This is a genomic window from Aeromicrobium sp. Root472D3 (assembly GCF_001426485.1).
GTDB lineage: Bacteria > Actinomycetota > Actinomycetes > Propionibacteriales > Nocardioidaceae > Aeromicrobium.
Genome location: NZ_LMET01000001.1, coordinates 570,898 through 594,601 on the forward strand (window position 1 = coordinate 570,898; position 23,704 = coordinate 594,601).

Annotated in this window: 28 protein-coding genes; 16 read left to right on the plus strand and 12 right to left on the minus strand. The window is 71.4% G+C overall.

From position 1 onward, the window contains the following. The first annotated feature begins 26 nt into the window (after positions 1-26). From ASD10_RS02800 to ASD10_RS02825, 6 genes are read left to right on the plus strand one after another with little or no spacing between them, the layout of a single operon-like run. On the plus strand, positions 27-782 hold the full coding sequence (locus ASD10_RS02800) for an SDR family NAD(P)-dependent oxidoreductase (RefSeq protein WP_056604266.1): 756 nt from the start codon (positions 27-29) through the stop codon (positions 780-782). After that, positions 782-1,204, plus strand: a complete 423-nt coding sequence (locus ASD10_RS02805) for a heme-binding protein (protein WP_056604269.1) — start codon at positions 782-784, stop codon at positions 1,202-1,204. Before ASD10_RS02800 ends, ASD10_RS02805 begins: the two co-directional genes overlap by 1 nt. Beyond that, entirely contained in the window at positions 1,201-1,974 is a 774-nt protein-coding gene (locus ASD10_RS02810) for a LamB/YcsF family protein (RefSeq protein WP_056604272.1), read from the plus strand. The genes ASD10_RS02805 and ASD10_RS02810 overlap by 4 nt, the downstream gene beginning before the upstream one ends. Beyond that, positions 1,971-2,582, plus strand: a complete 612-nt coding sequence (locus ASD10_RS02815) for an allophanate hydrolase subunit 1 (RefSeq protein ID WP_056604273.1) — start codon at positions 1,971-1,973, stop codon at positions 2,580-2,582. The genes ASD10_RS02810 and ASD10_RS02815 overlap by 4 nt, the downstream gene beginning before the upstream one ends. 5 nt (positions 2,583-2,587) lie before the next feature. After that, positions 2,588-3,478, plus strand: a complete 891-nt coding sequence (locus tag ASD10_RS02820) for a biotin-dependent carboxyltransferase family protein (RefSeq protein WP_235501743.1) — start codon at positions 2,588-2,590, stop codon at positions 3,476-3,478. Further along, positions 3,475-4,737, plus strand: coding sequence for a Glu/Leu/Phe/Val dehydrogenase (locus ASD10_RS02825; RefSeq protein WP_056604280.1), 1,263 nt, complete (start codon positions 3,475-3,477; stop codon positions 4,735-4,737). Before ASD10_RS02820 ends, ASD10_RS02825 begins: the two co-directional genes overlap by 4 nt. Positions 4,738-4,744: 7 nt before the next feature. Here the strand turns inward: ASD10_RS02825 and ASD10_RS02830 are convergent, their stop codons facing one another. Further along, on the minus strand, positions 4,745-5,554 hold the full coding sequence (locus ASD10_RS02830; protein WP_056604284.1) for an IclR family transcriptional regulator C-terminal domain-containing protein: 810 nt from the start codon (positions 5,552-5,554) through the stop codon (positions 4,745-4,747). 82 nt (positions 5,555-5,636) lie between these two features. On the opposite strand from ASD10_RS02830, the gene ASD10_RS02835 reads away from it, so the two are divergent. Further along, positions 5,637-6,257 (plus strand): trans-aconitate 2-methyltransferase, encoded by a 621-nt coding sequence (locus ASD10_RS02835; protein WP_157432418.1) that lies wholly within the window; start codon positions 5,637-5,639, stop codon positions 6,255-6,257. 3 nt (positions 6,258-6,260) lie between these two features. Here ASD10_RS02835 and ASD10_RS02840 read toward each other — a convergent pair whose 3' ends face one another. Together ASD10_RS02840 and ASD10_RS02845 are read right to left on the minus strand one after the other, a co-directional pair. Continuing rightward, on the minus strand, positions 6,261-7,133 hold the full coding sequence (locus tag ASD10_RS02840) for an alpha/beta fold hydrolase (RefSeq protein ID WP_056604290.1): 873 nt from the start codon (positions 7,131-7,133) through the stop codon (positions 6,261-6,263). A 40-nt stretch (positions 7,134-7,173) separates the two neighbouring features. After that, complete coding sequence (locus tag ASD10_RS02845; RefSeq protein ID WP_056604293.1) at positions 7,174-7,605, minus strand: SRPBCC family protein; 432 nt, start codon at positions 7,603-7,605, stop codon at positions 7,174-7,176. 58 nt (positions 7,606-7,663) lie between these two features. Here ASD10_RS02845 and ASD10_RS02850 point away from each other — a divergent pair, with 58 nt between their 5' ends. After that, positions 7,664-8,413, plus strand: a complete 750-nt coding sequence (locus ASD10_RS02850; RefSeq protein ID WP_056604296.1) for an enoyl-CoA hydratase — start codon at positions 7,664-7,666, stop codon at positions 8,411-8,413. Here the strand turns inward: ASD10_RS02850 and ASD10_RS02855 are convergent. From ASD10_RS02855 to ASD10_RS02870, 4 genes are all read right to left on the minus strand, one after another. Beyond that, a complete protein-coding gene (locus ASD10_RS02855; protein ID WP_056609815.1) occupies positions 8,410-8,910 on the minus strand; it encodes a DUF664 domain-containing protein in 501 nt (166 codons plus the stop codon). The genes ASD10_RS02850 and ASD10_RS02855 overlap by 4 nt on opposite strands. Continuing rightward, the gene (locus ASD10_RS02860; RefSeq protein ID WP_056604299.1) at positions 8,907-9,224 is read right to left on the minus strand and encodes a DUF4235 domain-containing protein; all 318 of its coding nucleotides are present in this window, start codon (positions 9,222-9,224) and stop codon (positions 8,907-8,909) included. The genes ASD10_RS02855 and ASD10_RS02860 overlap by 4 nt, the downstream gene beginning before the upstream one ends. Positions 9,225-9,229: 5 nt before the next feature. Then, positions 9,230-9,802 carry a type 1 glutamine amidotransferase domain-containing protein gene (locus tag ASD10_RS02865; RefSeq protein ID WP_056604302.1) on the minus strand — a complete coding sequence of 191 codons (573 nt, stop codon included), beginning with the start codon at positions 9,800-9,802 and terminating at the stop codon, positions 9,230-9,232. Positions 9,803-9,873: 71 nt separating this feature from the next. Next, positions 9,874-10,161 (minus strand): WhiB family transcriptional regulator, encoded by a 288-nt coding sequence (locus tag ASD10_RS02870; RefSeq protein ID WP_056604305.1) that lies wholly within the window; start codon positions 10,159-10,161, stop codon positions 9,874-9,876. Positions 10,162-10,275: 114 nt separating this feature from the next. Here ASD10_RS02870 and ASD10_RS02875 point away from each other — a divergent pair, with 114 nt between their 5' ends. From ASD10_RS02875 to ASD10_RS02890, 4 genes are read left to right on the plus strand one after another with little or no spacing between them, the layout of a single operon-like run. Continuing rightward, positions 10,276-11,235, plus strand: a complete 960-nt coding sequence (locus ASD10_RS02875) for a MerR family transcriptional regulator (RefSeq protein WP_056604308.1) — start codon at positions 10,276-10,278, stop codon at positions 11,233-11,235. 41 nt (positions 11,236-11,276) lie between these two features. Further along, positions 11,277-12,077 (plus strand): crotonase/enoyl-CoA hydratase family protein, encoded by an 801-nt coding sequence (locus ASD10_RS02880; protein WP_056604311.1) that lies wholly within the window; start codon positions 11,277-11,279, stop codon positions 12,075-12,077. A gap of 37 nt (positions 12,078-12,114) precedes the next feature. Continuing rightward, the gene (locus tag ASD10_RS02885) at positions 12,115-12,882 is read left to right on the plus strand and encodes a bifunctional 2-polyprenyl-6-hydroxyphenol methylase/3-demethylubiquinol 3-O-methyltransferase UbiG (RefSeq protein WP_056604314.1); all 768 of its coding nucleotides are present in this window, start codon (positions 12,115-12,117) and stop codon (positions 12,880-12,882) included. Then, positions 12,879-13,493, plus strand: coding sequence for a YigZ family protein (locus ASD10_RS02890; RefSeq protein ID WP_056609816.1), 615 nt, complete (start codon positions 12,879-12,881; stop codon positions 13,491-13,493). The genes ASD10_RS02885 and ASD10_RS02890 overlap by 4 nt, the downstream gene beginning before the upstream one ends. 15 nt (positions 13,494-13,508) lie before the next feature. On the opposite strand, the gene ASD10_RS02895 is transcribed toward ASD10_RS02890, so the two are convergent. The 3 genes from ASD10_RS02895 to ASD10_RS02905 form a co-directional block, all read right to left on the minus strand. Continuing rightward, positions 13,509-14,675 (minus strand): glycerophosphodiester phosphodiesterase, encoded by a 1,167-nt coding sequence (locus ASD10_RS02895; RefSeq protein ID WP_082555986.1) that lies wholly within the window; start codon positions 14,673-14,675, stop codon positions 13,509-13,511. A 95-nt stretch (positions 14,676-14,770) separates the two neighbouring features. After that, positions 14,771-15,568, minus strand: a complete 798-nt coding sequence (locus ASD10_RS02900; RefSeq protein WP_157432419.1) for a hypothetical protein — start codon at positions 15,566-15,568, stop codon at positions 14,771-14,773. A 50-nt stretch (positions 15,569-15,618) separates the two neighbouring features. Continuing rightward, on the minus strand, positions 15,619-16,146 hold the full coding sequence (locus tag ASD10_RS02905) for a TetR/AcrR family transcriptional regulator (RefSeq protein ID WP_056604320.1): 528 nt from the start codon (positions 16,144-16,146) through the stop codon (positions 15,619-15,621). Between the two features lie 102 nt (positions 16,147-16,248). Between ASD10_RS02905 and ASD10_RS02910 the strand changes: the two genes are divergently transcribed. Then, positions 16,249-17,769, plus strand: coding sequence for an MFS transporter (locus ASD10_RS02910; RefSeq protein WP_056604323.1), 1,521 nt, complete (start codon positions 16,249-16,251; stop codon positions 17,767-17,769). Between the two features lie 12 nt (positions 17,770-17,781). Here the strand turns inward: ASD10_RS02910 and ASD10_RS02915 are convergent, their stop codons facing one another. Then, complete coding sequence (locus ASD10_RS02915) at positions 17,782-18,684, minus strand: LysR family transcriptional regulator (RefSeq protein WP_056604325.1); 903 nt, start codon at positions 18,682-18,684, stop codon at positions 17,782-17,784. Positions 18,685-18,770: 86 nt separating this feature from the next. On the opposite strand from ASD10_RS02915, the gene ASD10_RS02920 reads away from it, so the two are divergent. After that, positions 18,771-19,694 (plus strand): EamA family transporter, encoded by a 924-nt coding sequence (locus ASD10_RS02920; RefSeq protein ID WP_056604328.1) that lies wholly within the window; start codon positions 18,771-18,773, stop codon positions 19,692-19,694. Here the strand turns inward: ASD10_RS02920 and ASD10_RS02925 are convergent. Next, positions 19,633-20,184 (minus strand): TetR/AcrR family transcriptional regulator, encoded by a 552-nt coding sequence (locus tag ASD10_RS02925; RefSeq protein WP_056604331.1) that lies wholly within the window; start codon positions 20,182-20,184, stop codon positions 19,633-19,635. The two genes, ASD10_RS02920 and ASD10_RS02925, sit on opposite strands and share 62 nt — an antisense overlap. Positions 20,185-20,230: 46 nt before the next feature. Here ASD10_RS02925 and ASD10_RS02930 point away from each other — a divergent pair, with 46 nt between their 5' ends. Beyond that, positions 20,231-21,784: a carboxyl transferase domain-containing protein gene (locus tag ASD10_RS02930; RefSeq protein ID WP_056604334.1), complete on the plus strand. Its 1,554-nt coding sequence runs from the start codon at positions 20,231-20,233 to the stop codon at positions 21,782-21,784. A gap of 5 nt (positions 21,785-21,789) precedes the next feature. After that, positions 21,790-23,661, plus strand: coding sequence for a biotin carboxylase N-terminal domain-containing protein (locus ASD10_RS02935; RefSeq protein ID WP_056604337.1), 1,872 nt, complete (start codon positions 21,790-21,792; stop codon positions 23,659-23,661). Positions 23,662-23,704 lie beyond the last annotated feature (43 nt).

Sequence of the window (23,704 nt, forward strand, 5' to 3'; positions counted from 1 at the left end):
CCTCACCGCAACGAAAGGGCACCTCTGTGTCGACCAGCAAGCGCGTAGCCATCGTGACCGGAGCCGCGTCGGGCATCGGCAGGGCCGCAGCCGTCGAGCTCGTTGCTCGAGGGCTGGACGTGGTCGTGGCCGACCTCGACGGCGACGGGGCGGCCCGGGTTTCCGGCGAGCTGTCCGAATCCGGTGTCGCCCACGCCGTTCAGGTCGACATGTCCGACGCATCCCAGGTCGAGCGACTCGTCGACGAGACGGCAGCCACGTTCGGTCGTCTCGACGTGGTGGTCAACAACGCCGGCGTCCAGCGGTCCGGAGCGGTCACCGAGTTCGCCGAGAGCGACTGGGACCTCCTGCTCGGGATCAACCCCAAGTCCTGCTTCCTGTCCGCCAAGTACGCCGTTCCCCTGTTGAGGCAGAACGAGACCGGCGGGTCCATCGTCAACGTCTCGTCCATCGCCGGGCTCAAGGGAGGCCCGGGGCAGACCGCTTACTCGGCCTCCAAGGGCGCGATCGTGGCGTTCTCACGCGCACTCGCCGTCGAGCTCGCCAGCGACTCCATCCGCGTCAACTGCCTGTGCCCAGGGTGGGTCGACACCCCGTTCAACGAGCCGGCCATCGAGTTCATGGGAGGACGGAGGAAGCAGGACGAGATGATCGCCGCGACCGTCCCTCTCGGACGGCAGGGGCGTCCCGAGGAGATCGCCCGCACGATCGCGTTCCTGGCTCTGGACGACTCGGCATACATGACGGGTCAGGCGCTGGTCGTCGACGGAGGTCAGATCTGATGGGCATCACGCTGCCTCAGGCCATGGCCGTCATCCAGGCGGGTCTGCACCGGGCTGCCGAGCGCGACGTGCCGTCGTGCTTCGCGATCGTCGACGCCGGAGGCAATCTCCTGGCGTTCGCGGCCCACGAGGACGCCATGCTGGCGTGCCGCGAGCTGGCGATCAACAAGGCCTACACGTCCCTGTCGCTGCGGTGTCCGTCCGGCGCCCTCGATGGAGCCGTGCAGCCCGGTGGCCCGTTCTTCGGGCTCAACACCGCCCTCGGCGCGCGTCCGCTGGTCACGTTCGCCGGTGGTCGTCCGCTCGGCACGCCCGTCGTCGCGGCGATCGGTGTCTCCGGAGGAACGCTCGAGGACGACGACGACATCAGTGCAGCCGTCGTGGACGCGTACGACGCGCTGCAGGCGGACGACGGCGCATGACCCCCCGCATCGACGTCAACAGCGATCTCGCCGAGGGGTTCGGTCGATGGTCCTTCGACACCGATGACGACCTGTTGACCATCGTGTCGAGCGCGAACGTCGCGTGCGGCTTCCATGCCGGCGACCCCTCCACGATCCGTCACGCCCTCGAGCTCGCGGCGTCGAACGACGTGGCCGTCGGCGCCCACGTCGGCTACCCCGACCTGCAGGGGTTCGGACGACGTCGCATGGACATGGATCCTCGCGAGCTGACCGACGCCGTGATGTACCAGGTCAGTGCGTTGTCGGGCTTGGCGCGCGTGGCCGGGACGCGTGTCCGATACGTCAAGCCGCACGGCGCCCTCTACAACACCGTCGTGGACTCGTCGACCCAGGCGCGTGCCGTGGTGGAGGCGATCGTCGAGCTGGACCCCGGCCTGGCGGTCATGGGTCTGCCGGGCTCGGAGCTGTTGCGCTTCGCCGGGGACGCAGGCCTGGCCACGATCTCCGAGGCGTTCGCCGACCGGGCCTACCTGTCGGACGGGTCGTTGGTCCCGCGATCGGTGAAGGGTGCGGTGTTGCACGACGTGGACGCCGTCGTGGAACGTGTCGTGCGCATGGTGACCGACGGCGTGGTCGAGACCCTCGACGGCTCGGTCCTCGAGCTGAGCCCGGACTCCTACTGCATCCACGGCGACTCGCCCGGCGCGGTGACGATGGGTCGCAGGATGACCGCCGCCCTGCGCGACCGCGGATACGAGATCTCCCATCTCTTTGCGGCGACGCCGTGAAGTTCTCGCCCTGCGGCACGCACCACCTCCTCGTCGAGAGCGACTCGCTCGACGAGGTGCTGAACTGCTTCGCGACGCTCGAGTCCGATCCGCCCGAGGGTGTCCTCGACCTCCTCCCGGCGGCTCGGACGGTGCTCGTCGAGTACGACCGTGACCGGACCACCTACGACGCCCTGAGCTCCGCCATCGCCGGCACACAGATCCGCCGACGGACCGACCGGGGCGCCCCGGCGACCGAGATCCCGGTCCGCTACGACGGCGAGGACGTCGCCTTCGTGCAGGACTTCTTGGGGTTCACCCGCGACCAGCTCGTGGAGTGGCACACGGGACAGACGTGGAGAGTCGCGTTCACCGGCTTCGCCCCAGGATTCGGGTACATGGTGGGCGATCTGGAGGACCGCCCCGTCCCACGTCTCGAGGAGCCGCGCGTGGACGTGCCGGCGGGCGCCGTGGCACTGGCCGGGGAGTTCACCGGCATCTACCCGCGCAGCTCCCCGGGCGGGTGGCGCATCGTCGGTCACACCGACGCCGTTCTGTGGGACTTGCGCACGGAACCTCCAGCCCTCTTGGTGCCGGGCGGCCTGGTGCAGTTCGTCGAGGTGCCATGACGAGCATGACCGTCGTGACCCCGGGCCCCTTTGCCACCGTCCAGGACCTGGGTCGCCGTGGGTACTCGCGCTACGGGGTCGGCCGCTCCGGCGCCGTCGACCGCACGAGCTTCGCCCTCGCGAACCGATTGGTCGGCAACGCCCCGGAGGCGGCTGCGCTCGAGGTCACGATGGGCGGACTGTCCGTCCTCGCGCACCACCACCTGTACGTCGCGGTGACGGGAGCCGACGCCTGTGCCCGGGTCGACGGCGTCCTCGTGGGTCACCACACCGCCTTCGTCGTCGAGGCCGGTCAGATCCTGACCTTGGACACGCCGACGGTCGGGGTCAGGACCTACGTCGCGGTCCGGGGCGGGATCGGCGTGGACGCCGTCCTCGGCTCGCGCTCCACCGACACCCTCGCCGGGCTCGGGCCCGAGGTGCTGCGGCCCGGCGCCGTGCTGCCCGCCGGCAACCTGAGCGGGCGGTTCCCGTCGACCGACTTCGCGCCGGTCGCGACCCCGACCGCCGGGCACCTGACGGTCGACTTCAGGTGGGGCCCGAGGGACTCGTGGTTCACGGCCGACGCCCTAAGCACCCTGTGCGCGGGCGACTGGCGGGTCGACGCCGCGAGCAATCGCGTCGGCGTGAGGTTGCAGGGCCCACGCATGGCCCGTGCCCGCCACGAGGAGCTGCCCAGCGAAGGCGTCGCGACCGGCTCCATCCAGGTGCCGCCAAGCGGTCCCATCGTCTTCCTGGACGACCACCCCGTCACGGGCGGCTACCCGGTCGTCGGTGTCGTGGACAGGGCGTCCCTCGACCGCGTGGCCCAGGTGCGCCCCGGACAGGTCATCCGCTTCCGACCCGTCGACCGGACGTCACGTCGCCGGCAACACCCCGAAAGGACCCGCCCATGACCGTCCTCGGCGCCACGAAGGATCCCTTGGCCGACGCACGGACGCAGCTGTCCCGTGCGGTCGACGTACTCGGATACTCACCGGGCATGTTCGACATGCTCGCGACCCCGCGCCGCGAGCTGACGGTCAGCGTGCCGCTGCGGCGGGACGACGGCTCGGTCGAGCTGCTCGTGGGCCACCGGGTGCAGCACAACTTGTCGAGGGGCCCGTCGAAGGGCGGCCTGCGGTACAGCCCCGACGTCACGCTCGACGAGGTCCGGGCGCTCGCGATGTGGATGACGTGGAAGTGCGCGCTCGTGGACGTGCCGTACGGAGGGGCCAAGGGGGGCGTGCGCTTCGATCCGCGCCTGTACTCGCGCGGGGAGCTCCAGCGCATCACCCGGCGCTACACCTCCGAGATCATGCCGATCATCGGTCCGTCCCAGGACATCCCCGCGCCCGACATCGGGACCGACGAGCAGACGATGGCGTGGATGATGGACACCTATTCCGTCAACAGCGGACACACCGTCCTGGGAGTCGTCACCGGCAAGCCCGTCGCTCTGGGGGGTTCCCTCGGTCGGGCCAGCGCGACCTCTCGCGGCGTGGTCCACGTCGCCCTGGCGGCGATGCGCCACCGAGGCCTGCAACCGGTCGGCGCGACGGCCGCGGTCCAGGGGTTCGGCAAGGTCGGTCGCGGAGCGGCACGCTTCCTCGCCGAGGCCGGCGTCCGGGTGGTCGGGGTCAGTGACCAGTACGGCGCGGTGCACGCGCCGGAGGGTCTCGACGTCCCCGCCCTCGAGGCCCACGTCGACGCGACCGGCAGCGTCGTCGACTTCGGTGCCTCCGAGGCCCTTCCAGAGGGTGGCGACCTGCTGTTCCTCGACGTGGACCTCCTGGTCCCCGCGGCGGTCGAAGGCGTGATCGACGAGACCAACGCGCACCGCGTCGGGGCTCGCGTCATCGTCGAGGGCGCCAACGGTCCCACGTCGCCGGCGGCCGACGACATCCTCGGGGCCAACGGGCAGCTGGTCGTCCCCGACATCCTGGCCAACGCGGGCGGTGTCATCGTGTCGTACTTCGAGTGGGTGCAGGCCAACCAGGCGTACTGGTGGTCCGAGAAGGAGGTCGAGCAGCGCCTCGAGGAGCGCATGGTGCGGGCGTGGGAACGAGTCCGAGACCACGCCGCGAGGCACGACATCCCTCTGCGTCTGGCCGCCACGTCGATGGCCGTCGAGACCGTGACCACGGCCCACCTGGCCCGCGGCCTCTACCCGTGAGACCGCGTCAGCGGACGGCCGAGACCTCGCTCTGCGGGCGACCCTGCAGCAGGGCCCAGTCGGCCGAGACCTCGGCGGCCGTGCGGACGAGCGCGGGCAGGTAGACCTGCGTCAGGGTCTCGACGCTGGTCTCGGCCGCGTTGACCGTCACGTTCATGGCCGAGACGGTGCGACCGGACGCGTCGCGCACTGGCACCGCCACGGACCTCACGCCCGGGGCCAGCTCCTCGTCGGCGAGGGCCCACCCCTGCTCGCGGATCGTCGCGAGCTGCCCGCGCACGCGGTCGACGTCGACGGACGGCACGGCCACGCCGGGGGCGCGGCTGGGGATGCGCAGGGTCGTGTCGAGCGCGTCGGCGTCGAGGGCCGCCAGCAGCACCTTGCCCTGCGACGTCACGACGGCCGGAAAGCGCGTGCCGATCTCGACCCGGATCGCGATGATCTTCGGCACGGCGACCCGCGCGACGTAGACGATGTCGGACCCGTCGAGCTGCGTCATCGAGGTCGACTCGCCGGTCGTGCGGACGAGGTCCTCCATGTGGGGGCGCGCGACGTCCCACAGCCCGGTCGAGCCGACGTACGCCATGCCGAGGCGCAGCACCTTCGGCGTCAGGTCGTACGAGCCACCGGTCACGCGGACGAACCCGAGCTCGGCCAGCGTCAGGAGCAGGCGACGGGCGGTGGGGCGGGCCAGGTCGCTCGCGGTCGCGATCTCGCTGAGGCTCATGGCCCGTGCGGCCGATCCGAGGCACTCGATGACGTCGAGCCCTCGAGCGAGTGCCTCGACGAAGTCAGCGCCCTCGCCCCGCTTGGCCACAGGTCATGCCTTCCGTCCCGGATGTGAGCGTCATTCTCGCACGGCACCGCGCCCTCGACGCCCCCGTGCGATGATCCCGGGCATGACGAGCCAGCCGGGGTACGACGCGCTCGCAGGCGCCTACGACGACGCCTTCCCGCAGGGGTACGCATCGGTCCTCGAGCGCCACGCCGTCGCGGCCTTCGTCGCGGAGGCCGCGGCGGGCCCGGACGGCACGATCGTCGACGTCGGGTGCGGCACGGGCCACGTCACGAGCGACCTCGTCGCCGCCGGGCTCGACGTCGTGGGTGTCGACCCGTCGGCCGGCATGCTCGCGATCGCCCGGCACAGCCACCCGCACGTGCGGTTCGTCGAGGGCGACGCGACCCTCGCCACGCTGGCCGACGACGGCCCGCTCGCCGGGGTGCTGGCGCGGTTCAGCCTGATCCACGTGCACCCCGACGACGTCCGGGCGGTCGTCGACGCGTGGGTGCGGCGGTTGCGGCCCGGCTCGCGGGTCGTGGTCGCCTTCCAGTGCGCCGACGACGCATCAGGACCGGTCGCCGAGTTCGACCACCGCGTCGCGCGGGCGTGGCGCTGGCACCCGGACGCGATGGTCGACCTGCTCACGGCGGCGGGCCTGACCGAGCGGTGGCGCCTCGTGGCGCAGCCCGACGGAGAGCGCCGGTTCGCCGAGTGCCACGTGTCGCTCGAGCTGGCGTGACCCCTACTGCCCGAGGTGGCGGTCGATCCACCCGATGACGTCGGCGGTGACCTCGTCGCGGTTGGTCTCGTTGAGGATCTCGTGGCGCCCCTGCGGGTAGAGGACGACCTCGACGTCGCTGACGCCGGCGTCGCGGTAGCGGGTCGCGAGCAGCTCGATCAGCTCGCCACCGCCGGCCAACGGGTCGTCGGTGCCGGACGCCAGCAGGATCGGCAGGTCATGCCGGATGCCCGCGAGCGCCGCCGGATCGGCGAGCCGCTCGGTGCCGCCGAACAGCGACGGGAGCGTCTCGGCCGGCAGGTCGAACCCGCACAGCGGATCAGCGACGTACGCGTCGACCTCGGCCTCGTCGCGCGACAGCCACTCGTAGCCCGTGCGGTCGTCGAACGGCGCGTTGAACGCGCTGAGGTCGCCGACGGGTCCGTCACCCATGCCCGCGGCGAGGACGTCGAGCGCCGTCGAGCCCGACAGGACGACCGCGTCGTACAAATCGGAGCGCTCGAGCAGCACGTGCTGCGTCGCGAACGACCCCATCGAGTGGCCGAACAGGACGAGCGGCAGGTCGGGGTGCTGATCGCGCAGCTGCTCGCCGAGCTGGACGACGTCGGCCTGCAGGCCCGCGAAGCCCGGCGTGCCGAAGTCGCCCGGTGCGGCGTGGATCGAGCGGCCGTGCCCGCGGTGGTCGGCCGCGTGCACGTGGTAGCCAGCTGCGTTGAGCGCGACGGCGAACCGGTCGTACCGGGCGGAGTGCTCGGCCAGGCCGTGGGCGACCTGCACGACACCACGGGCGTCCGTGCCCTCGGGCAGCGGCCACGCGTACGTCGCGATGTCGATGCCGTCCTGGCGTGAGCTGAAGGATCCGTCGAGGTGCGTCATGCGTCCAGCGTGCCAGACCCGACGGACCACCCGTCGTCCGTCAGAGGCGGTTCAGCACCGTGACCATGTCGTCCTCGGTGTCGCTGCCGATCTTCTCGAAGACCAGCTTGACGATGGGGGTCGCGAGCTTGGCGGCGCCGCTCATCTCGATGACGGCCTCGTACGTGATCTCGCTGCCCGAGCCCGACGGCACGACGGTGATCGTGTCGGTCGTGGTGGCGCTGTCGTTCTTGCCGGCGAAGACGACCTTGGAGTCGGTGAGCTCCTCGAGGGTGTACTCCAGCTCGGTCGAGACGCCCGCGATCTTGGACGTGTTGTGCCAGCGGCTGCCGACGGCGACCGGTCCGGCGTCGATGCGGTCGCACTTCTCGGTGCCCGGGTCCCACTCCTCGGCGTGCGAGAAGTCCTTGAGGTAGTCCAGGACGGTGGCGGGGGAGGGCTCGACGGTGAAGGTGCGGCTGATGGTTGTCATGACGATGGCGTACCCGAGGACGATCGGATCAATCCGCCGCAGCCGCTATCGTCGGCGCATGTCACTCGTGCTCCTCGAAACCGACGGTCCCGTCCGCCTGCTGACGCTGAACGCCCCGGAGCGTCGCAACGCCCTCGACTGGCCGCTGCTCGACGAGCTGGCCGAGGCCGTCCGCGCCGTCGCGGCGGATCGCGACGCCCGCGCTCTCGTCGTCACGGGAGCCGGCAAGGGCTTCTGCGCCGGGGCGAACCTGGCCAACCTGTTCGGCGACCTCGACCGTCCGACCGACCAGATGCGCGACCACCTCATGAAGGTCTACGCCTCGTTCCTCGGGCTGCGCGACCTGACGATCCCGACCGTCGCCGCGGTCAACGGCGCGGCGATCGGCGCCGGCCTGAACGTCGCGCTCGCGTGCGACGTCGTGGTCGCCGGCCCCCACGCGGGCTTCGGCCCGACGTTCGCCGAGATCGGCCTGCACCCCGGCGGCGGGTGCAGCTGGATGCTGACCGAACGCATCGGCCGCGGGCGGGCGACCGCCGCCCTGCTCGAGGGGGCGGTCATCGGCCCCGACGAGGCGCTGCGCATCGGCCTGGCCGACCGGTCGACCGACGACGCCCTGGCGTACGCCCTCGGGCTCGCCCACCTCTACGCGGAGCGCGAGCCCGTGCTCATGGCGGACATCAAGCAGTCGGTGCGGATCGCGTCGACGTCCGACCTGCCCACCTCGCTCGACTACGAGTCGCGGCGGCAGGCCGAGTCGATGCAGAACGAGCGCTTCCGCACGTTCATGCGGCGATTCGCCGACTAGGACAGGCCTGCGGCGTACTCGGCCTGGCCGAGGTGCTTCAGGTCGTCGCCGATCACGCTCACGAGTCGCGCGGCCAACGTCACCGGCGGGTCCCATCCCTCGTCGACGACGCGGTCGAGGTCGCCCTCGTCCAGTCCGGAGACGTAGCGCTGCGTGGCAGCCGTGACCTCGCGGGCGTAGCCCGTCAGCAGCTCTGCGGTGGGCCGGACCGCGTCGACCTCGTCGGGCGTCTGGCCGTAGCCCGTCGCACCGGCCTCGAACGGCAGGCCGAACCGGTCGACCCAACCACTCGCGAACCACACCTGCTCGGTGCCTGCGGCGTCGGCGACGTGGTCGTCCTGCACGCGCAGCAGGTGCCACACGAGCCACCCGACGGTGTTGGCGCCGGGCGCGACCCGGCGCACGAGATCGGCGTCGGACATCGGCTCGACCAGCGCGACGACGTCGTCGCCGATGCGGCCGAAGGTGTCGCCCAGGACGTCGGCGACCGAGCTCACGACCCGGGCCACTCGCCGGTGGCGCGCTCGAACGTGCGCGCTCCCTGGCGCTGGATGACGGTCTTGACCGCCGAGTAGATGGCTCCCTGGATCACCGCGGCGAGCAGGATCTCCTTGAAGTCGTACTCGGACTCCAGCGGGCCGGGCGGGTCGACGCCGTCGCCGGCGCTGACCTGCTTCCAGACCTGCTTGAAGATCGCGCTCGCGATCAGGCCGCCCGCAATCGAGCTGACGATGCCGACCGGGCGGTAGAGGATCTTGGCCGACGTGCTGGGGGCTGCGCCGGGTGCTGTCTTGGCGTTCTTGGCTGCCATGCGGATCAGGCCTTCGCGAAGACGTCGGTGAGGGTGGCGTTGAACGCGTCGAGGTCGTCGGGGTTGCGCGACGTCACGAGGTCCCACCCGTTGGCGGGGCAGTGGAACACCGTCTCGTCGACCCACGAGCCACCGGCGTTGGTGATGTCGGTCGACAGGGACGGGAACGACGTGAGCGTCTTGCCCGGCAGCACGCCGGCCTCGACGAGGGCCCACGGGCCGTGACAGATCGCCGCGACGGGCTTGCCGGCGTCGATGAACGCCTTGACCATCGCGACCGAGGCCTCGTCGCCGCGGACGTTGTCAGCGTTGACCGTGCCGCCCGGGATGACGAGAGCGTCGAAGTCGGCGACCGAGGCCGCGTCGACCGTCAGGTCGGGGTCGAAGGTGTCGTCCTTGTCGACGTCGCCGACCATCGACTGCACCGGCGACTTCTCGGGCGCGATGAGCGTGGGCGTGCCACCCGCGTCGATCACGGCCTGCCACGGTGACGTCAGCTCGGCCTTCTCGACGCCGACCTGCGACGTGAGGAAGGCGATCGTGCGGCCGGACAGCTTCTGGTTCGAATCGGTGCTCATGGTGCCTCCTGATGACATGGGGACGTCGCGCACGCGACGCTCCCCGAGCGTCGCGGTCGCGACGGGGACGTTCAGCTGGCGATCTTCTCCTGGCGGGCCATCGCGGCCCGCTCGCCCTCGGTCAACCCGCCCCAGACGCCGTACGGCTCGCGGACCGCGAGAGCGTGCTGGCGGCAGCGCTCGATGACGGGGCAGCGCAGGCACAGCTGCTTGGCAGCCTGCTCGCGTCGCTCGCGCTTGGCGCCTCGCTCGGCTTCGGGGGAGAAGAAGACAGAGCTGTCGACGCCCATGCAGGCGCCCTCGTACTGCCATTCGTACGCGTCCATCATGGGACCGGGGAGGCGGTTGACGTTGACCATGGTTCCTTCTTTCCCCGAATTGAACGGGATCAAACCTCGAATTCAGAATGTGTTCGAAACTTACTCAGAACTTGTTCAGAGCGCAAGGCCCTGAACAAGTTCTATGCTGAGCACATGTCGAACCCCGAGAGCGTCGAGGCCTCCGAGGCCGACGAGACGGGGCGTCCCGTCGGCGCGATCGTCTGGAACGTCGGCTCCGTGGCCGAACGTCTCGGCATCTCCCCGTCGACCCTGCGCACGTGGGAGCGCCGGTACGGCGTCGGCCCGACGCACCGCACCACCGGTGGCCACCGCCGGTACACCGAGACCGACATCCAGCGCGTCACGCTCGTGCAGGCGCTGATCAGTCGCGGCGCGCCGCCGATGGAGGCTGCCCGCGTCGCGCAGGCCGTCGCCGCCGACGGGCTGGAGGCCGCGCTGCTCGAGGCCTCGATCGACGACCACGGTGCCGACCTCGACCACGGGCAGATCATCGACGGCATCATCCGCGCGGCGCGCGACTACGAGCCCGATCGCGTCGGCGCCCTCGTGGGCGGAGCGCTGCGCCGCGACGGAGTCAACGGCGCGTGGTCGGGCGTGATCGCGCCGGCGCTCATCCGCATCGGCGAGGAGTGGTCGAACGGGCGGCTCGGCATCGAGGTCGAGCACATCGCGAGCGAGGTCATCGTCGGCGAGCTGCGCGCCTACACGCGGGCCGCGGGACGCCTCGACTCCAGCGGCCCGACGATCGTCCTGGCCAGCGCCGAGAGCGACCTGCACTCGATGCCGCTCATCGCGCTCGAGGCCGGGCTGGCCGAGGCCGGGCTCGCGTGCCACGTGCTGGGGGCCCAGTTCCCCGCCAAGGCCCTGGCGAGCATGACCGCCAACCTGCGCCCGACCATCGTGTTCGTCTGGGCGTCGCTGCCGCGCGAGGAGGACGACGACATGTGGAAGGTCGTGACCGCGATGGTCCCGCCCACCACCGCGATCCTCGGCGGCCCGGGATGGCCCCAGCGGCCGGACGCGCGAGGGCACGCGACGATCAGCGTCAGCCTCGAGTCGACGGTCGCGCGCATCACCTCGCTCGTCGGCTGAGCGCACCTACCGGCCGGTAGCCGGACGGCTAGATTGGGGCCATGACCGAACCCCGCGTGCTCGTCGAGGTCGACGGACCGATCGCCCACGTCACGCTCAACCGTCCCGACAAGCTCAACGGCATCGACCTCGACACGATCGACGAGCTGATCGCCGCCGCCGACCGGCTGCGCTCCGACCGCGCCGTCCGCGCGGTCGTCCTGCGCGGGGCGGGACGCTCCTTCAGCGCCGGCCTCGACTTCGGGGCCGCGTTCGCCGACCGGAACCGGGTCAAGAAGTTCTTCATCGCGGGCCCGCGCGCCCTCAACCGCTTCCAGCGCGTCAACCAGGTCTGGCGCGAGCTGCCCGTCCCGGTCGTCGCGGTGCTGCAGGGTCACGTCTACGGCGCGGGTCTCCAGCTGGCCTCGTGCGCCGACTTCCGGTTCACGACGCCCGACGCGACCTGGGCGATCCTCGAGGCCAAGTGGGGCCTCGTGCCCGACATGGGCGGCACCGTCCCCTTCAGCGAGCTGCTGCCGGCCGACGTCCTGATGCGCCTGGCCATGACCGGCGAGACCTTCTCGGGCACCCGCGCCGCCGAGCTGGGGCTCGCCACCGAGGCGACCGACGACCCCCTGGCGTCCGCCCTGGCGCTGGTCGAGCAGGTCCTCGAGCGCTCGCCCGACTCGGTCGCCGCCACCAAGCAGCTCGTCTACGGCACGCGCCGGGGCAGCCTGCGCTCGGCGTGGCGCCTCGAGCGCAAGCTGCAGGCCGCGATGTTCAAGGCCCGCAACACCGCGATCGCCCGCAAGGCCGGTGCCGCGAAGCAGAAGCCGGAGTTCGGCCCGCGGACGTTCGGCTGATTCCTCGTCCACGTCTCCGGTTGCTAGGGTTCCGGACGTGACTGATCACAACGAGCCGTCCAAGAAGGTCGCCAACCAGTACGAGCGCGACTACGACTACACCGCGTACTGGGACAACCGCGACTACGAGAACGGTGCCGAGCACATCGCCATCCGGCGCCTGCTCAAGGGCAACCACTACCGCAAGGCCGCCGACATCGGTGGCGGCTTCGGTCGTCTGTGCCTGCTGCTGCGCACGTTCTCCGACGAGGTGACGCTGGCCGAGCCGGCCGCGACGCAGCTCGAGGCCGCCAAGAAGGTGCTCGCGGGCACCGACGTCAGGCAGGTCCAGATGCAGGCCGACGACCTGAAGTTCGCCGACGGCGAGCTCGACCTGGTCACGATGGTGCGCGTCATGCACCACATCCCCGAGCCGTCCGCCGAGTTCGCCGAGATCTCGCGCGTCCTCGCGCCGGGTGGCACCGCGATCATCGAGGTCGCCAACTACGGGCACTTCATGAACCGCCGCCGGCACAAGAAGCAGGGCACGCCGCTGCCCGTCGAGCCGGTCGACATCCGTCAGACCAGGGCCGACGAGCCCGATGCGATCGCGTTCGTCAACCACAACATCGACACCGTCGTGGGCCAGCTCGCCGCCGCGGGTCTCGTGCTCGACAGCAAGCTGTCGGTCTCGAACCTGCGCAGCCAGCGGGTCAAGAAGGTCCTGCCCAAGAGCGTCATGCTCGCCGCCGAGCGCATCAGCCAGAAGCGCCTGGCCAAGAGCGACTTCGGCCCCAGCATCTTCCTCAAGCTCCGCAAGAGCTGAACGCCTACCGCACGGTCGCCCGGACGGGCACGGCCGAGGTCGAGGTCCGGCGCTCCCGGTTCCTCGCCGTCGTCACCCGTGTCGACGACGAGGCGCAGGCTCGCGACGTCATCGCGTCCGTCCGGCGCGAGCACCACGACGCACGGCACCACTGCAGTGCGTTCGTGATCGGCGCCGACGCGTCGCTGCGTCGCTCGAACGACGACGGGGAGCCGGCGGGGACGGCCGGCGCCCCGATGCTCGAGGTGCTGACCCGGCGTGACGTCAGCGACGTCGTCGCCGTCGTGACCCGGTGGTTCGGCGGCACGCTGCTGGGTGCCGGCGGACTGGTCCGCGCCTACGGCGACGCGGTCGGCCTGGCGCTCGACGCGGCCGGGACGCGTCAGCGTCGCCTGCTGCACACGATGCGCGTCACGGCCCCGGCGGCGGAGGCCGGCGCCCTCGACCACCGCCTGCGGGCCATGGGCGAGGTGTCGGACGTCGAGTACGGCACCGAGGTGGTCTTCACGGTCGGCGTCCGTGACGCCGCGCGGTTCGCCGAGGACGTCGCCGGTGCGAGCGCGGGACGCGCGACGGTCGAGCCGTCCGGCACCTCGTGGGTCGACGTCTAGCGTCCTCCTCCTCCGTCAGTCCCTGTCCTCCCACCAGTCGCGCGCGGCGACGGCGGTGTCGGGGTAGTCGCTGAACACCGCGTCGATGCCGGTGTCGAAGAAGGCCTGCAGCTCGCCGAAGATGTCGCCCTTGGCGTTGGGGTCGACGCCGTTGCGGAAGTCGGCCGGCAGGAACTGGTTCTCGTCGCGGAACGTGTAGACGACGACCTTCAGGCCCGCACGGTGCGCGTCGTCGACGACCGACGTGGGCTGGGCGAGGAAGCCCGCGGCGTCGCGGGGGATCACGCTGTTCTTCTCCGGCCCGAGCCAGTCGGCGTAGGTCGCGACCCGGCGGAGCCCGGCGGGCGACATCAGGTCGGCGTACGTCCGCGGATCGCCCTGGGCGACCAGGTCGTACGGCGCGCCCGTCGCGGACGTCAGCTGCACGAGCTTGACCTTGGTCTCGCGCGACAGCTGCCGCAGGTTGCTCGTCTCGAACGACTGGATGACGACCTTCGAGCGCTTCGAGTCCAGGCCGGCCAGGCGCAGCGACCTCAGCAGCGGGCGCTCGAGCGGCAGGCCGATCGACCGGAAGTACGTGGGGTGCTTGGTCTCGGGTGCGACGCCGATCGTGCGGCCCCGGGCCCTGCCCTCGCGCCGGACGAGGTCGAGGATCTCGTCGAACGTCGGCACCTGGAAGCGTCCGTCGTAGCGGGTGTTGCCGGCGCGGACGCCGGGGAGCCGCTCCTTGGCGCGCAGCGTCCGCAGCTCGCGCAGCGTGAAGTCCTCGGTGAACCAGCCCGACACGGCGACGCCGTCGATCGTCTTGGTCGTCTTGCGCTGGGCGAACTCGGGGTGGTCGGCGACGTCGGTCGTGCCGCTGATCTCGTTCTCGTGGCGCGCCACCAGCACGCCGTCCTTGGTGCTGACCAGATCGGGCTCGATGTAGTCGGCGCCCATGCGGATCGCCAGCTCGTACGCGGCCAGCGTGTGCTCGGGTCGGTAGCCCGACGCGCCGCGGTGCGCGAACACCGTGACGGGCTGGGCGTGCTGCGGCGGCTCGGCGTGACGGCGGTCGATCGCCGGTGCGGTCTGGGCGCCGGCGGGCACCGTGGTCAGGCCCGTGGCGAGTGCTGCGGCCCCGATGACGTGGGCGGCGCGGCGGACGTGCGGCGTGATCGTTCCCGTGGAGAGGAGTGTCATGTCTCCAGAGCACGCGTGGCGGGTGACGACCGCGTGGCCGTGACCCCGCCATCAGGTGAACAGTCCGCCACCCCGCGGGGGCGGTGGGGGAGGGGTCAGCGTGCCACGCGGGTCGCGACCAGGGTCGTCGCGCGCGTGGTGCCGTTCTCGTCGGGGTCTGCCGTCATCGCCGAGGCGATGGAGGCCTGGCCGACGGTGCACCGGGTGGCCACGGTCTGGCCGTCGATCAGGCGCGTGGTCGCCGTGAGGGGAATCGTCGCGAAGGCGTACTGCAGGTCGTCGGTCTTGATGATCGACTGCTTGACGCGGGTCAGCACGGCGCCGTCGACCGCGATGTCGCACGTGATCGTCGTGGACTTGATCGACCGCACCGTGACCTGGCTCTGCAGCAGGTTCAGCCCCGCCTGCGCCGGAGTCACGACGTACTTCACGAGAGACCCCGGGTTGAGGTTCAGCGACACGTTCCGCGCCGGGTCGGGCACGACCTGCGTCATGGGGACGTTCGTCAGGTGGTCCTGCGTGCTCTGCTCGACGGCCTGCAGTCCGATGCTGTTGGCCGCGATCTTCCGACCGCCGACGCTCGCGTCGGCGAGATCGGCTCCGGTCACGCTCCCGTCGGCCAGGTCGGCCCCGCCGAGGCTGTTGTCGGCGACCTCGGTGCCGTTGACCGAGCCGTCCTGGATCTCGGAGGACCCCACGGAGCCGGCCCGCAGCTTGGAGGCGACGACGGCGTTCTTCTTGATCTGCGCCGTGCCGACGCTGTTGCGGGCCAGCGAGCCGGCCGCGAACGCCGTGCTGCCCAGGGCCGTGAACAGCAGCACGCAGGTCAGCACGAACGACACTCCTCGGCGACGACGGTTCGAGGAGCAGGAGCAGCGGCAGTCAGGGGTCACGCGGAGATGCTAGACGGCCTGTCACGGTGGCCGTCGACCGCCTGTGCCCGCTACAGCGCGCCGAGGCGCGTCAGCACGTCGCGGACGTGCTTGAGCGCGTTCTTCTCGTTGAGCCCCGTCGTGTCGTCGAAGTAGAGCCCGTCGCCGATCAGCTGGATCGTGCGGGCCAGCGACTCGTCCTCGAGGTGCTCGAGCAGCACCGCGAACCACCACTCGCGCAGGTCGCCCAGGGCGTCCGACGCCCGCGAGTCGTTGTCCTGCGCGATGCGGCTGGCGGCGATCAGGGCGCGGTCGAAGTCGCTGCCGGTGTTGATCGACGTCGTGAGGTAGAAGTCGACGGGGCCCTTCGTGGCCGTGCGCATCTTCTCGACGTCGGCCCGTCCCTGCTCGCGCAGGCGGGCCAGCATGCCGTCGACGAGCTCGTCCTTGCTGTGGAAGTGGTAGAGCAGCCCGCCCTTGGACACCTGGGCGGCCGACGCGACGGCGTCGAGCGTGGCCGAGCGGCTGCCGGCCGAGACGAGCAGCGTCTCGAAGGCGTCGAGCAGGCGATCCCTCGTCGAACGCTCGGTGGCCGCCATGCGCTCACCCTACAGAGAGCGACGTCACGCCACGGATGGTCCGTACTATACCGGCTGGACGGTATAGTGGACCGGACGACAACTCACCGTGAGGAGGACGACATGACAACGATCGACAGCACCACCGGAACCATGCACGCGCACAGGGCCGGACCCCGCGAATGGGCGGCGCTGGCCGTGCTGATGCTGCCGGTCCTCATGGTGTCGGTCGACAACACCGTGCTGAGCTTCGCGCTGCCGGCCATCAGCGTCGACCTCACGCCCACCGGCACGCAGCTGCTGTGGATCGTCGACCTGTACGCGATCATGCTCGCGGGGCTGCTGATCGCCATGGGCTCGATCGGCGACCGGTTCGGACGTCGTCGCCTGCTGCTGATCGGCACGGTCGGCTTCGGTGCCGCCTCGCTCGTCGCGGCCTACAGCCAGAGCGCCGAGATGCTGCTCCTCGCACGGGCCCTGCAGGGCGTCTTCGGCGCGACGCTGATGCCGTCGACGCTGTCGCTGATCCGCAACGTCTTCCACGACCCGCGCGACCGCCGGCTCGCGATCGCGTCGTGGGCCGCGATGTTCTCGGGCGGCGCGGCCCTGGGCCCCGTGCTCGGCGGATGGCTGCTCGGCCACGCGTCGTGGGGCTCGGTGTTCCTGATCAACGTCCCGATCGTGATCGTCCTGGTGCCCCTGGCGCTGGCGCTCCTGCCCGAGTCGCGCGACCCCGCGCCGGGCCCGCTCGACCCGTTCGCGATCGTCCTGTCGCTGCTCGCGATGCTGCCGCTGGTCTTCGGCATCAAGAACCTCGCCGAGCACGGCCTGACCGACCTGACGATGACGGCGTTCGCGGTCGGCATCATCGCCGCCTGGGCGCTGGTGCACCGGCTGCGCACCAGCGCGTCGCCGATGATCGACCTGACGCTGTTCGGCAACCGGGTCTTCAGCGGCGCGATCGTCGCGAACCTGCTGAGCCTCATGGGCCTGACGGGCTTCCTGTTCCTCGGCGCCCAGCTGCTGCAGCTCGTGCTCGGGCTGTCGGCGATGGACGCCGCGCTCGTCCTGCTGCCGGGCCTCGTCGCGACCGTCGTCGCGGGATTCGTGGCGGTGCGACTCGCCAACGTCGTCAGCATCCGCTCGCTGGTGACCGCGAGCTTCGTCGCCTCGGCGACCGGCTACGCCATCACGGCGCTGACGGAGGTGCCGAGCGTCGTGTCGGTCGCGGTCGCGTTCACCGTGATGGGGGTCGGCATCGGCATGGCCGAGACGCTGACGAACGACGTCATGCTGTCGAGCGTCCCGTCGTCCAAGGCAGGGGCGGCGTCGGCGATCTCCGAGACCGCCTACGAGATCGGCGCGGTGCTCGGCACGGCGGTGCTCGGCACGGTGCTGACGTCGACGTACCGCTCGCACCTGACCTACCCCGCGATGCTGCAGTGGGGTGAGCGCGAGGGCGCCTTCGAGACGCTCGGCGGCACCGTCGAGGTCGCCAAGTTCTACCCCAACGAGGTCGGCACGGGCCTGCTCGACTCGGCGCGCGAGGCCTTCGACCTCGGCGTCCAGTACACGTCGGCCGCCGCGATCGTCATCGCCCTGCTGGCCGCGCTCGTCAGCTGGCGCACCCTCAAGCACGCCTGAGGATCCGGGCGCTCAGGAGGGGTGGAGCGACTCGAGCTCGCGCTGGACGTGCTGGCGGGCCGGGTTGTCGCGGCTCGCGGTGCGCCACAGCGAGCTGACGCGGCGCTGCGGCGTGGGGTCGACGACCTCGACGACCCGCACCCGGGAGGGCAGCGGCTCGCGCCCGAGCCGTGGCACCAGGGCGACCGCGACACCGTGCTCGACCATCGAGATGTGCGTCGCGTACGAGCCGTCGAAGAAGCGGATGTCGGGGCGCTCGCCGTGCATCGCGAACATCTGCACCAGCCACTCGTGGCAGATCGTGCCGGCCGGCGTCGTGATCCACCGGTCCGCCAGCAGGTCGAGCGGCGTCACGGACTCCTCGAGGGCGAGGCGGTGGTCCCACGGCACGAGCACGTCGGCGACGTCGACCAGCAGCTGGTGCCGGTCGAGCGTCGGCGGGACGTCGAGCGGCAGGGTGTTCCAGTCGTGGACGATCGCGAGATCGGCCCCGCCCCGCTCGACCAGCGTGACGGTCTCGCGCGGATCGGACTCGACGACCGTGACGTCCAGCTCGGGCGCGGTCGACCTCAGCCGGGCCAGCAGGGGTGCCACGACCCCGCGGGACGCCGTCGAGAACGCCGCGATGCGGAACGTCCCGCGCGGCGACGTCGCGGCCCCGCCGACCGCGATGTGCTCGACCTGCTCGAGATCGGCGAGCAGCGTCGTGCCGCGCTCGGCCAGCAGACGCCCCCGCTCCGTGAGCACGACGCTGCGGCCGACCCGCTCCAGCATCGGCGTCCGGCTCTGCCGCTCGAGCTTCTTGACCTGCTGCGAGACCGCGGACGGCGTGAGGTCGAGCGCCGTGGCCGCCGCGACGATGCTGCCGTGGTCGCGGACGGCGACGAGCGCCCGCAGGGCGACGATGTCGATCATCGGTGAGTCACCATGAAGGAACCGTACCGGGTTGTCGGTAGAAGACATCGCTGGTGCTTCATGGTTGCAGCGACGACACTGGTGTCATGTCGCTCAAGCACAGTCTCCTGGCCGTCGGCGTGATGCTGCTGTGGGGCGCCAACTTCGTCGTGATCGACGAGGGCCTCGACGGGGTCCCGCCGCTGCTGTTCCTCGCGATGCGGTTCGTGCTCGTCGCGATCCCCCTGGTGTTCTTCGTGCCGCGCCCCGCCGCGTCGTGGCAGGCCGTCGTGGCGGTCGGGACGTTCATGAGCCTCGGGCAGTTCAGCCTGCTCTACGTCTCGCTCGACCTCGGCATGCCGGCGGGCCTGGCCTCGCTGGTGCTGCAGGCGCAGGTCATCTTCACGATCGTGATCGCCGCCGCGGTCATCAAGGAGGTGCCGACGAGGCGCCAGGTGGTCGGGGCCGCGATCGGCACGGCCGGACTCGTGCTGGTCGTCGTGGCGCACGGGGCGTCGGCGCCCGTCCTGCCGGTGCTGGTGATCCTCGGCGCGGCGCTGTCGTGGGCCACGGGCAACGTCATCGCTCGGGCCGCGGGCGTCCAGTCGGGGTTCTCGATGGTCGTCTGGTCGGCACTCGTGGTCCCGGTGCCGGCCTTCGCCCTGTCGCTCGTGGTCGACGGCGGCGACGAGGTCGTGCGTGCCCTGGGCGACCTGTCGGGCGTCGCGGTCGCCAGCACGGTCTACACCGCGGTCGGCGCGTCGCTGATCGGCTACGGCATCTGGAACTCGCTGCTGGCCCGCTACCCGGCCAGTGCCGTCGTGCCGTTCGTCCTGCTGGTGCCGGTCGTCGGCATCGCGACGGCGTGGGTCGTGCAGGACGAGGTGCCGTCGGGGCTCGAGGTCGTGGGGGGTGTCGTGATGCTGGTGGGCGTCGCGGCCGCGACGATCAGCCGTCGGGCCCGCACCGTCACGCCAGCAGCGCCGCTCGCGCCATCCGGGCCAGTCGGGACGCCATCGACGACTCGCTGATGCGCGCGCTGTGCGGCGTCGAGTTGATCAGCCCGAACGTCGCCTGGACGGCGGCCCGCGCCTCGGCGGCGTCGAGGTCGTCGCGCAGGTGCTGCACCGTGTCGACCCAGATGTCGATGTAGGCCAGCTGCAGCGCACGGACGTCGCGGCGTCCGTCGGCACCGAGGTTGGCCCACTCGCGCTCCTGGATCACGATGAGGGCGCGGTGCCCGAGGGCGAACTCGATGTGCCAGTCGATCAGCGCGGTGAGGGCGTCGTCGGCGTTCCTGGCGTTCTCCGAGCGCGACCGTCCCTGCTCGAGCAGGCGCTCGCTGATCGCGATGAGCGACTGCGTGAGGACGTCGTTCTTGCCGGCGAAGTGCTTGTAGAGGGCGGGGCCCGAGATGCCGCAGGCGCTGCCGATGTCGTGCACCGACACGCCGTGGAAGCCGCGCTCGGCGAAGAGGGTCGCGGCGGTGTCGAGGATCTGCTCGCGCCGGGTGGTCGTCACGGCACCAGTCTAGCGGCCTGAGGTTAACAACTGTTAACCTCAGGTCATGCGTGAACTCGTCGACCAGCTGCGCGAGCGGCTCGCCATCGTCCGGCAGGGCGGCAGCGAGGCCGCCCGCACCCGGCACCTCGCCCGCGGCAAGCTGCTGCCCCGCGACCGTGTCGACCGACTGCTCGACCCCGGATCGCCGTTCCTCGAGATCGGCGCCCTCGCCGCGTACGGGATGTACGGGGGAGACGACGACTACGCCGTGCCGAGCGCCGGCGTCATCGCCGGCATCGGCCGGGTCAGCGGACGCGAGTGCGTCGTCGTCGCCAACGACGCGACCGTCAAGGGCGGCACGTACTTCCCGATGACGGTCAAGAAGCACCTGCGGGCCCAGACGATCGCGCGCGAGAACCACCTGCCGTGCCTCTACCTCGTCGAGTCCGGCGGCGCGTTCCTGCCGATGCAGGACGAGGTCTTCCCCGACCGCGAGCACTTCGGCCGCATCTTCTTCAACCAGGCGCAGATGTCCGCGATGCGCATCCCGCAGGTCGCCGCGGTGATGGGCTCCAGCACGGCCGGCGGCGCCTACGTCCCGGCGATGAGCGACGAGACCGTCATCGTCAAGGAGCAGGGCACGATCTTCCTGGCCGGGCCGCCCCTCGTGAAGGCCGCGACGGGCGAGGTCGTGACGGCCGAGGCCCTCGGCGGCGGCGACGTCCACGCGCGGACGTCCGGCGTCGTCGACCACCTGGCCGACGACGACGAGCACGCGCTGCAGATCGTCCGCTCGATCGTCGGGACGTTCGAGCGTCCGACGTCCGAGCCCCCGCCGCACGAGCCCGTCCCGCCGCGCGAGGACCCCGAGACCCTCTACGACGTCGTGCCGGTCGACGGCCGCAGGCCGTACGACGTCCGCGAGGTGATCCGCCGCGTCGTCGACGACTCGCGGCTGCACGAGTTCAAGCCGCTCTACGGCGAGACGCTGGTGTGCGGCTTCGCGCGCATCGAGGGCTACCCCGTCGCGATCGTGGCCAACAACGGCATCCTGTTCAGCGAGTCGGCGCTCAAGGGCGCGCACTTCGTCGAGCTCGCCAACCAGCGCGGCGTCCCGCTGGTGTTCCTGCAGAACATCACGGGCTTCATGGTCGGCCAGGAGTACGAGAACCGCGGCATCGCCAAGGACGGCGCGAAGCTCGTCACGGCGGTCGCGTCCTCGGTCGTCCCGAAGTTCACGGTCGTGATCGGCGGCTCGTACGGCGCCGGCAACTACGGCATGTGCGGACGCTCGTACGACCCGCGGTTCCTGTGGATGTGGCCCAACGCCAAGATCTCGGTGATGGGCGGCGAGCAGGCCGCGGCCGTGCTGGCGACCGTCCGGCGCGACGGCATGGACCAGCGCGGCGAGGAGTGGTCGGCCGAGGACGAGGCCGCGTTCCGCGCCCCGATCCGCGAGCAGTTCGACGACCAGGGATCGGCGTACTACTCCAGCGCCCGGCTCTGGGACGACGGCATCATCGACCCCGCCGACACCCGTCGCGTCCTGGCCATGGGCCTGCAGCTCGCGACGGCCGTTCCGACGCCGGAGCCCCGCTTCGGCCTGTTCAGGATGTGAGCCGCATGCCCTCTCCGTTCTCCTCCGTCCTGGTCGCCAACCGCGGCGAGATCGCCCGCCGGGTGATCCTCGCGTGCCGCGAGGCGGGGCTGCGCAGCATCGCGGTCTACTCCGACGCGGACGCCGACGCGCCCTACGTCCGGCTCGCCGACGACGCCGTCCACCTGGGCCCCACGCCGGCGTCCGAGTCGTACCTGTCGATCGAGCGGCTGCTCGCCGCCGCGGCCGAGTCGGGGGCCGAGGCGGTGCACCCCGGCTACGGCTTCCTGTCGGAGCGTTCGGCCTTCGCCCGCGCGGTCGTCGACGCGGGCCTGGTCTTCATCGGCCCGACCGCCGACGTCATGGACGCGATGGGCCGCAAGGACCGTGCGCGTGCGATCGCCGAGCGCGCGGGCGTGCCCGTGACCCCCCAGTTCGAGATCGGCTCGGTGCCCGACGACGCCTACCCGGTGCTGGTCAAGGCGGCCGCGGGCGGCGGTGGCAAGGGCATGCGCATCGTCCGCGAGGCGTCCGGCCTGGCCGACGCGATCGAGGCGGCCGGCCGCGAGGCGGCGTCGGCGTTCGGCGACGACACGCTGCTGGTCGAGACGTACGTCGAGGCCGGTCGCCACGTCGAGGTGCAGGTCTTCGGCGACACCGCGGGCACCGTGGTCCACCTCTTCGAGCGCGACTGCTCGGTGCAGCGACGGCACCAGAAGGTCGTCGAGGAGGCGCCCGCGGTCGGGCTGACCGACGAGCTGCGGCGCACGCTGCACGAGTCGTCGGTCGCCCTGTGCCGCGAGGTCGGCTACACCGGCGCCGGGACGGTCGAGTTCCTCGTCGCCGACACGCCGGACGGCCAGCGCGCGTACTTCCTCGAGATGAACACGCGCCTGCAGGTCGAGCACCCCGTCACCGAGGAGATCACGGGTCTCGACCTCGTGCAGTGGCAGCTGCGCGTCGCGGCGGGCGAGCCCCTGCCGCTGACGCAGGACCAGATCGTCGCGACGGGCCACGCGATGGAGGTGAGGGTCTACGCCGAGGACCCGTACGCGGGCTTCCTGCCCCAGGCCGGCCACGTCGACGCCGTCGCCTGGCCCGAGGGGGTGCGCGTCGAGACCGACCTGACGGCCGACGCCGTAGTCTCGACGGCGTACGACCCCATGCTCGGCAAGATCGTGGTGCGGGGCGACGACCGCGAGTCCGCGCGCCTGGCGATGGTGTCGGCGCTCGACGACACGGGCGTCTTCGGCATCACCACGAACGTCGGCTTCGTGCGGCGACTCGTCGCGAGTGCCGAGTTCGCCGAGGGGCGGATCCACACGGCGTGGCTCGACGGCGACGCGTCCGCCGACCTGCTCGCGGCGCCGTCGGTGCCCGAGGCCGCCGTGCGGGCGGCCGCCCGCCTGTGGTCGACGTACGACCTCGACGAGCGCGACCACGTCTTCGGCAGCGTCGACGGCTGGCGCTCGGGTGGCGAGCCCGCGCCGCTCTCGATCGTCCTGACCGACGAGTCGGGGCACCGCTGGACGTCCCGCCTGCGGCCCGACGAGCTCGCCGACGGGGGAGAGCTCGCGGTCGTCGACCGTGACGCCGTCACGATCGCGTGGGAGGGGCAGGTCTGGGCGCTCGAGCTGCCCGATCCGATGCGCGGCGGGCACCGGCGGGGCGCCGCGACCGACGCCGACGTCGTCTCGCCGATGCCCGGCACGGTGCTGCGCGTCGACGTCGCCGAGGGGGAGTCGGTCGAGCTGGGCCAGCACCTCGGCGTCGTCGAGGCGATGAAGATGGAGCTGCCGCTGACGGCCCCCTACGACGGCACGGTCTCGTTCGTCGGCGCCGCCGTCGGCGACCAGGTGCCGATCAAGCACGTCCTCTTCACCGTGGACCCGCTGTGACCGCCCCCCACCCCCGCGACCAGGACCGCGAGTGGTGCGGTGT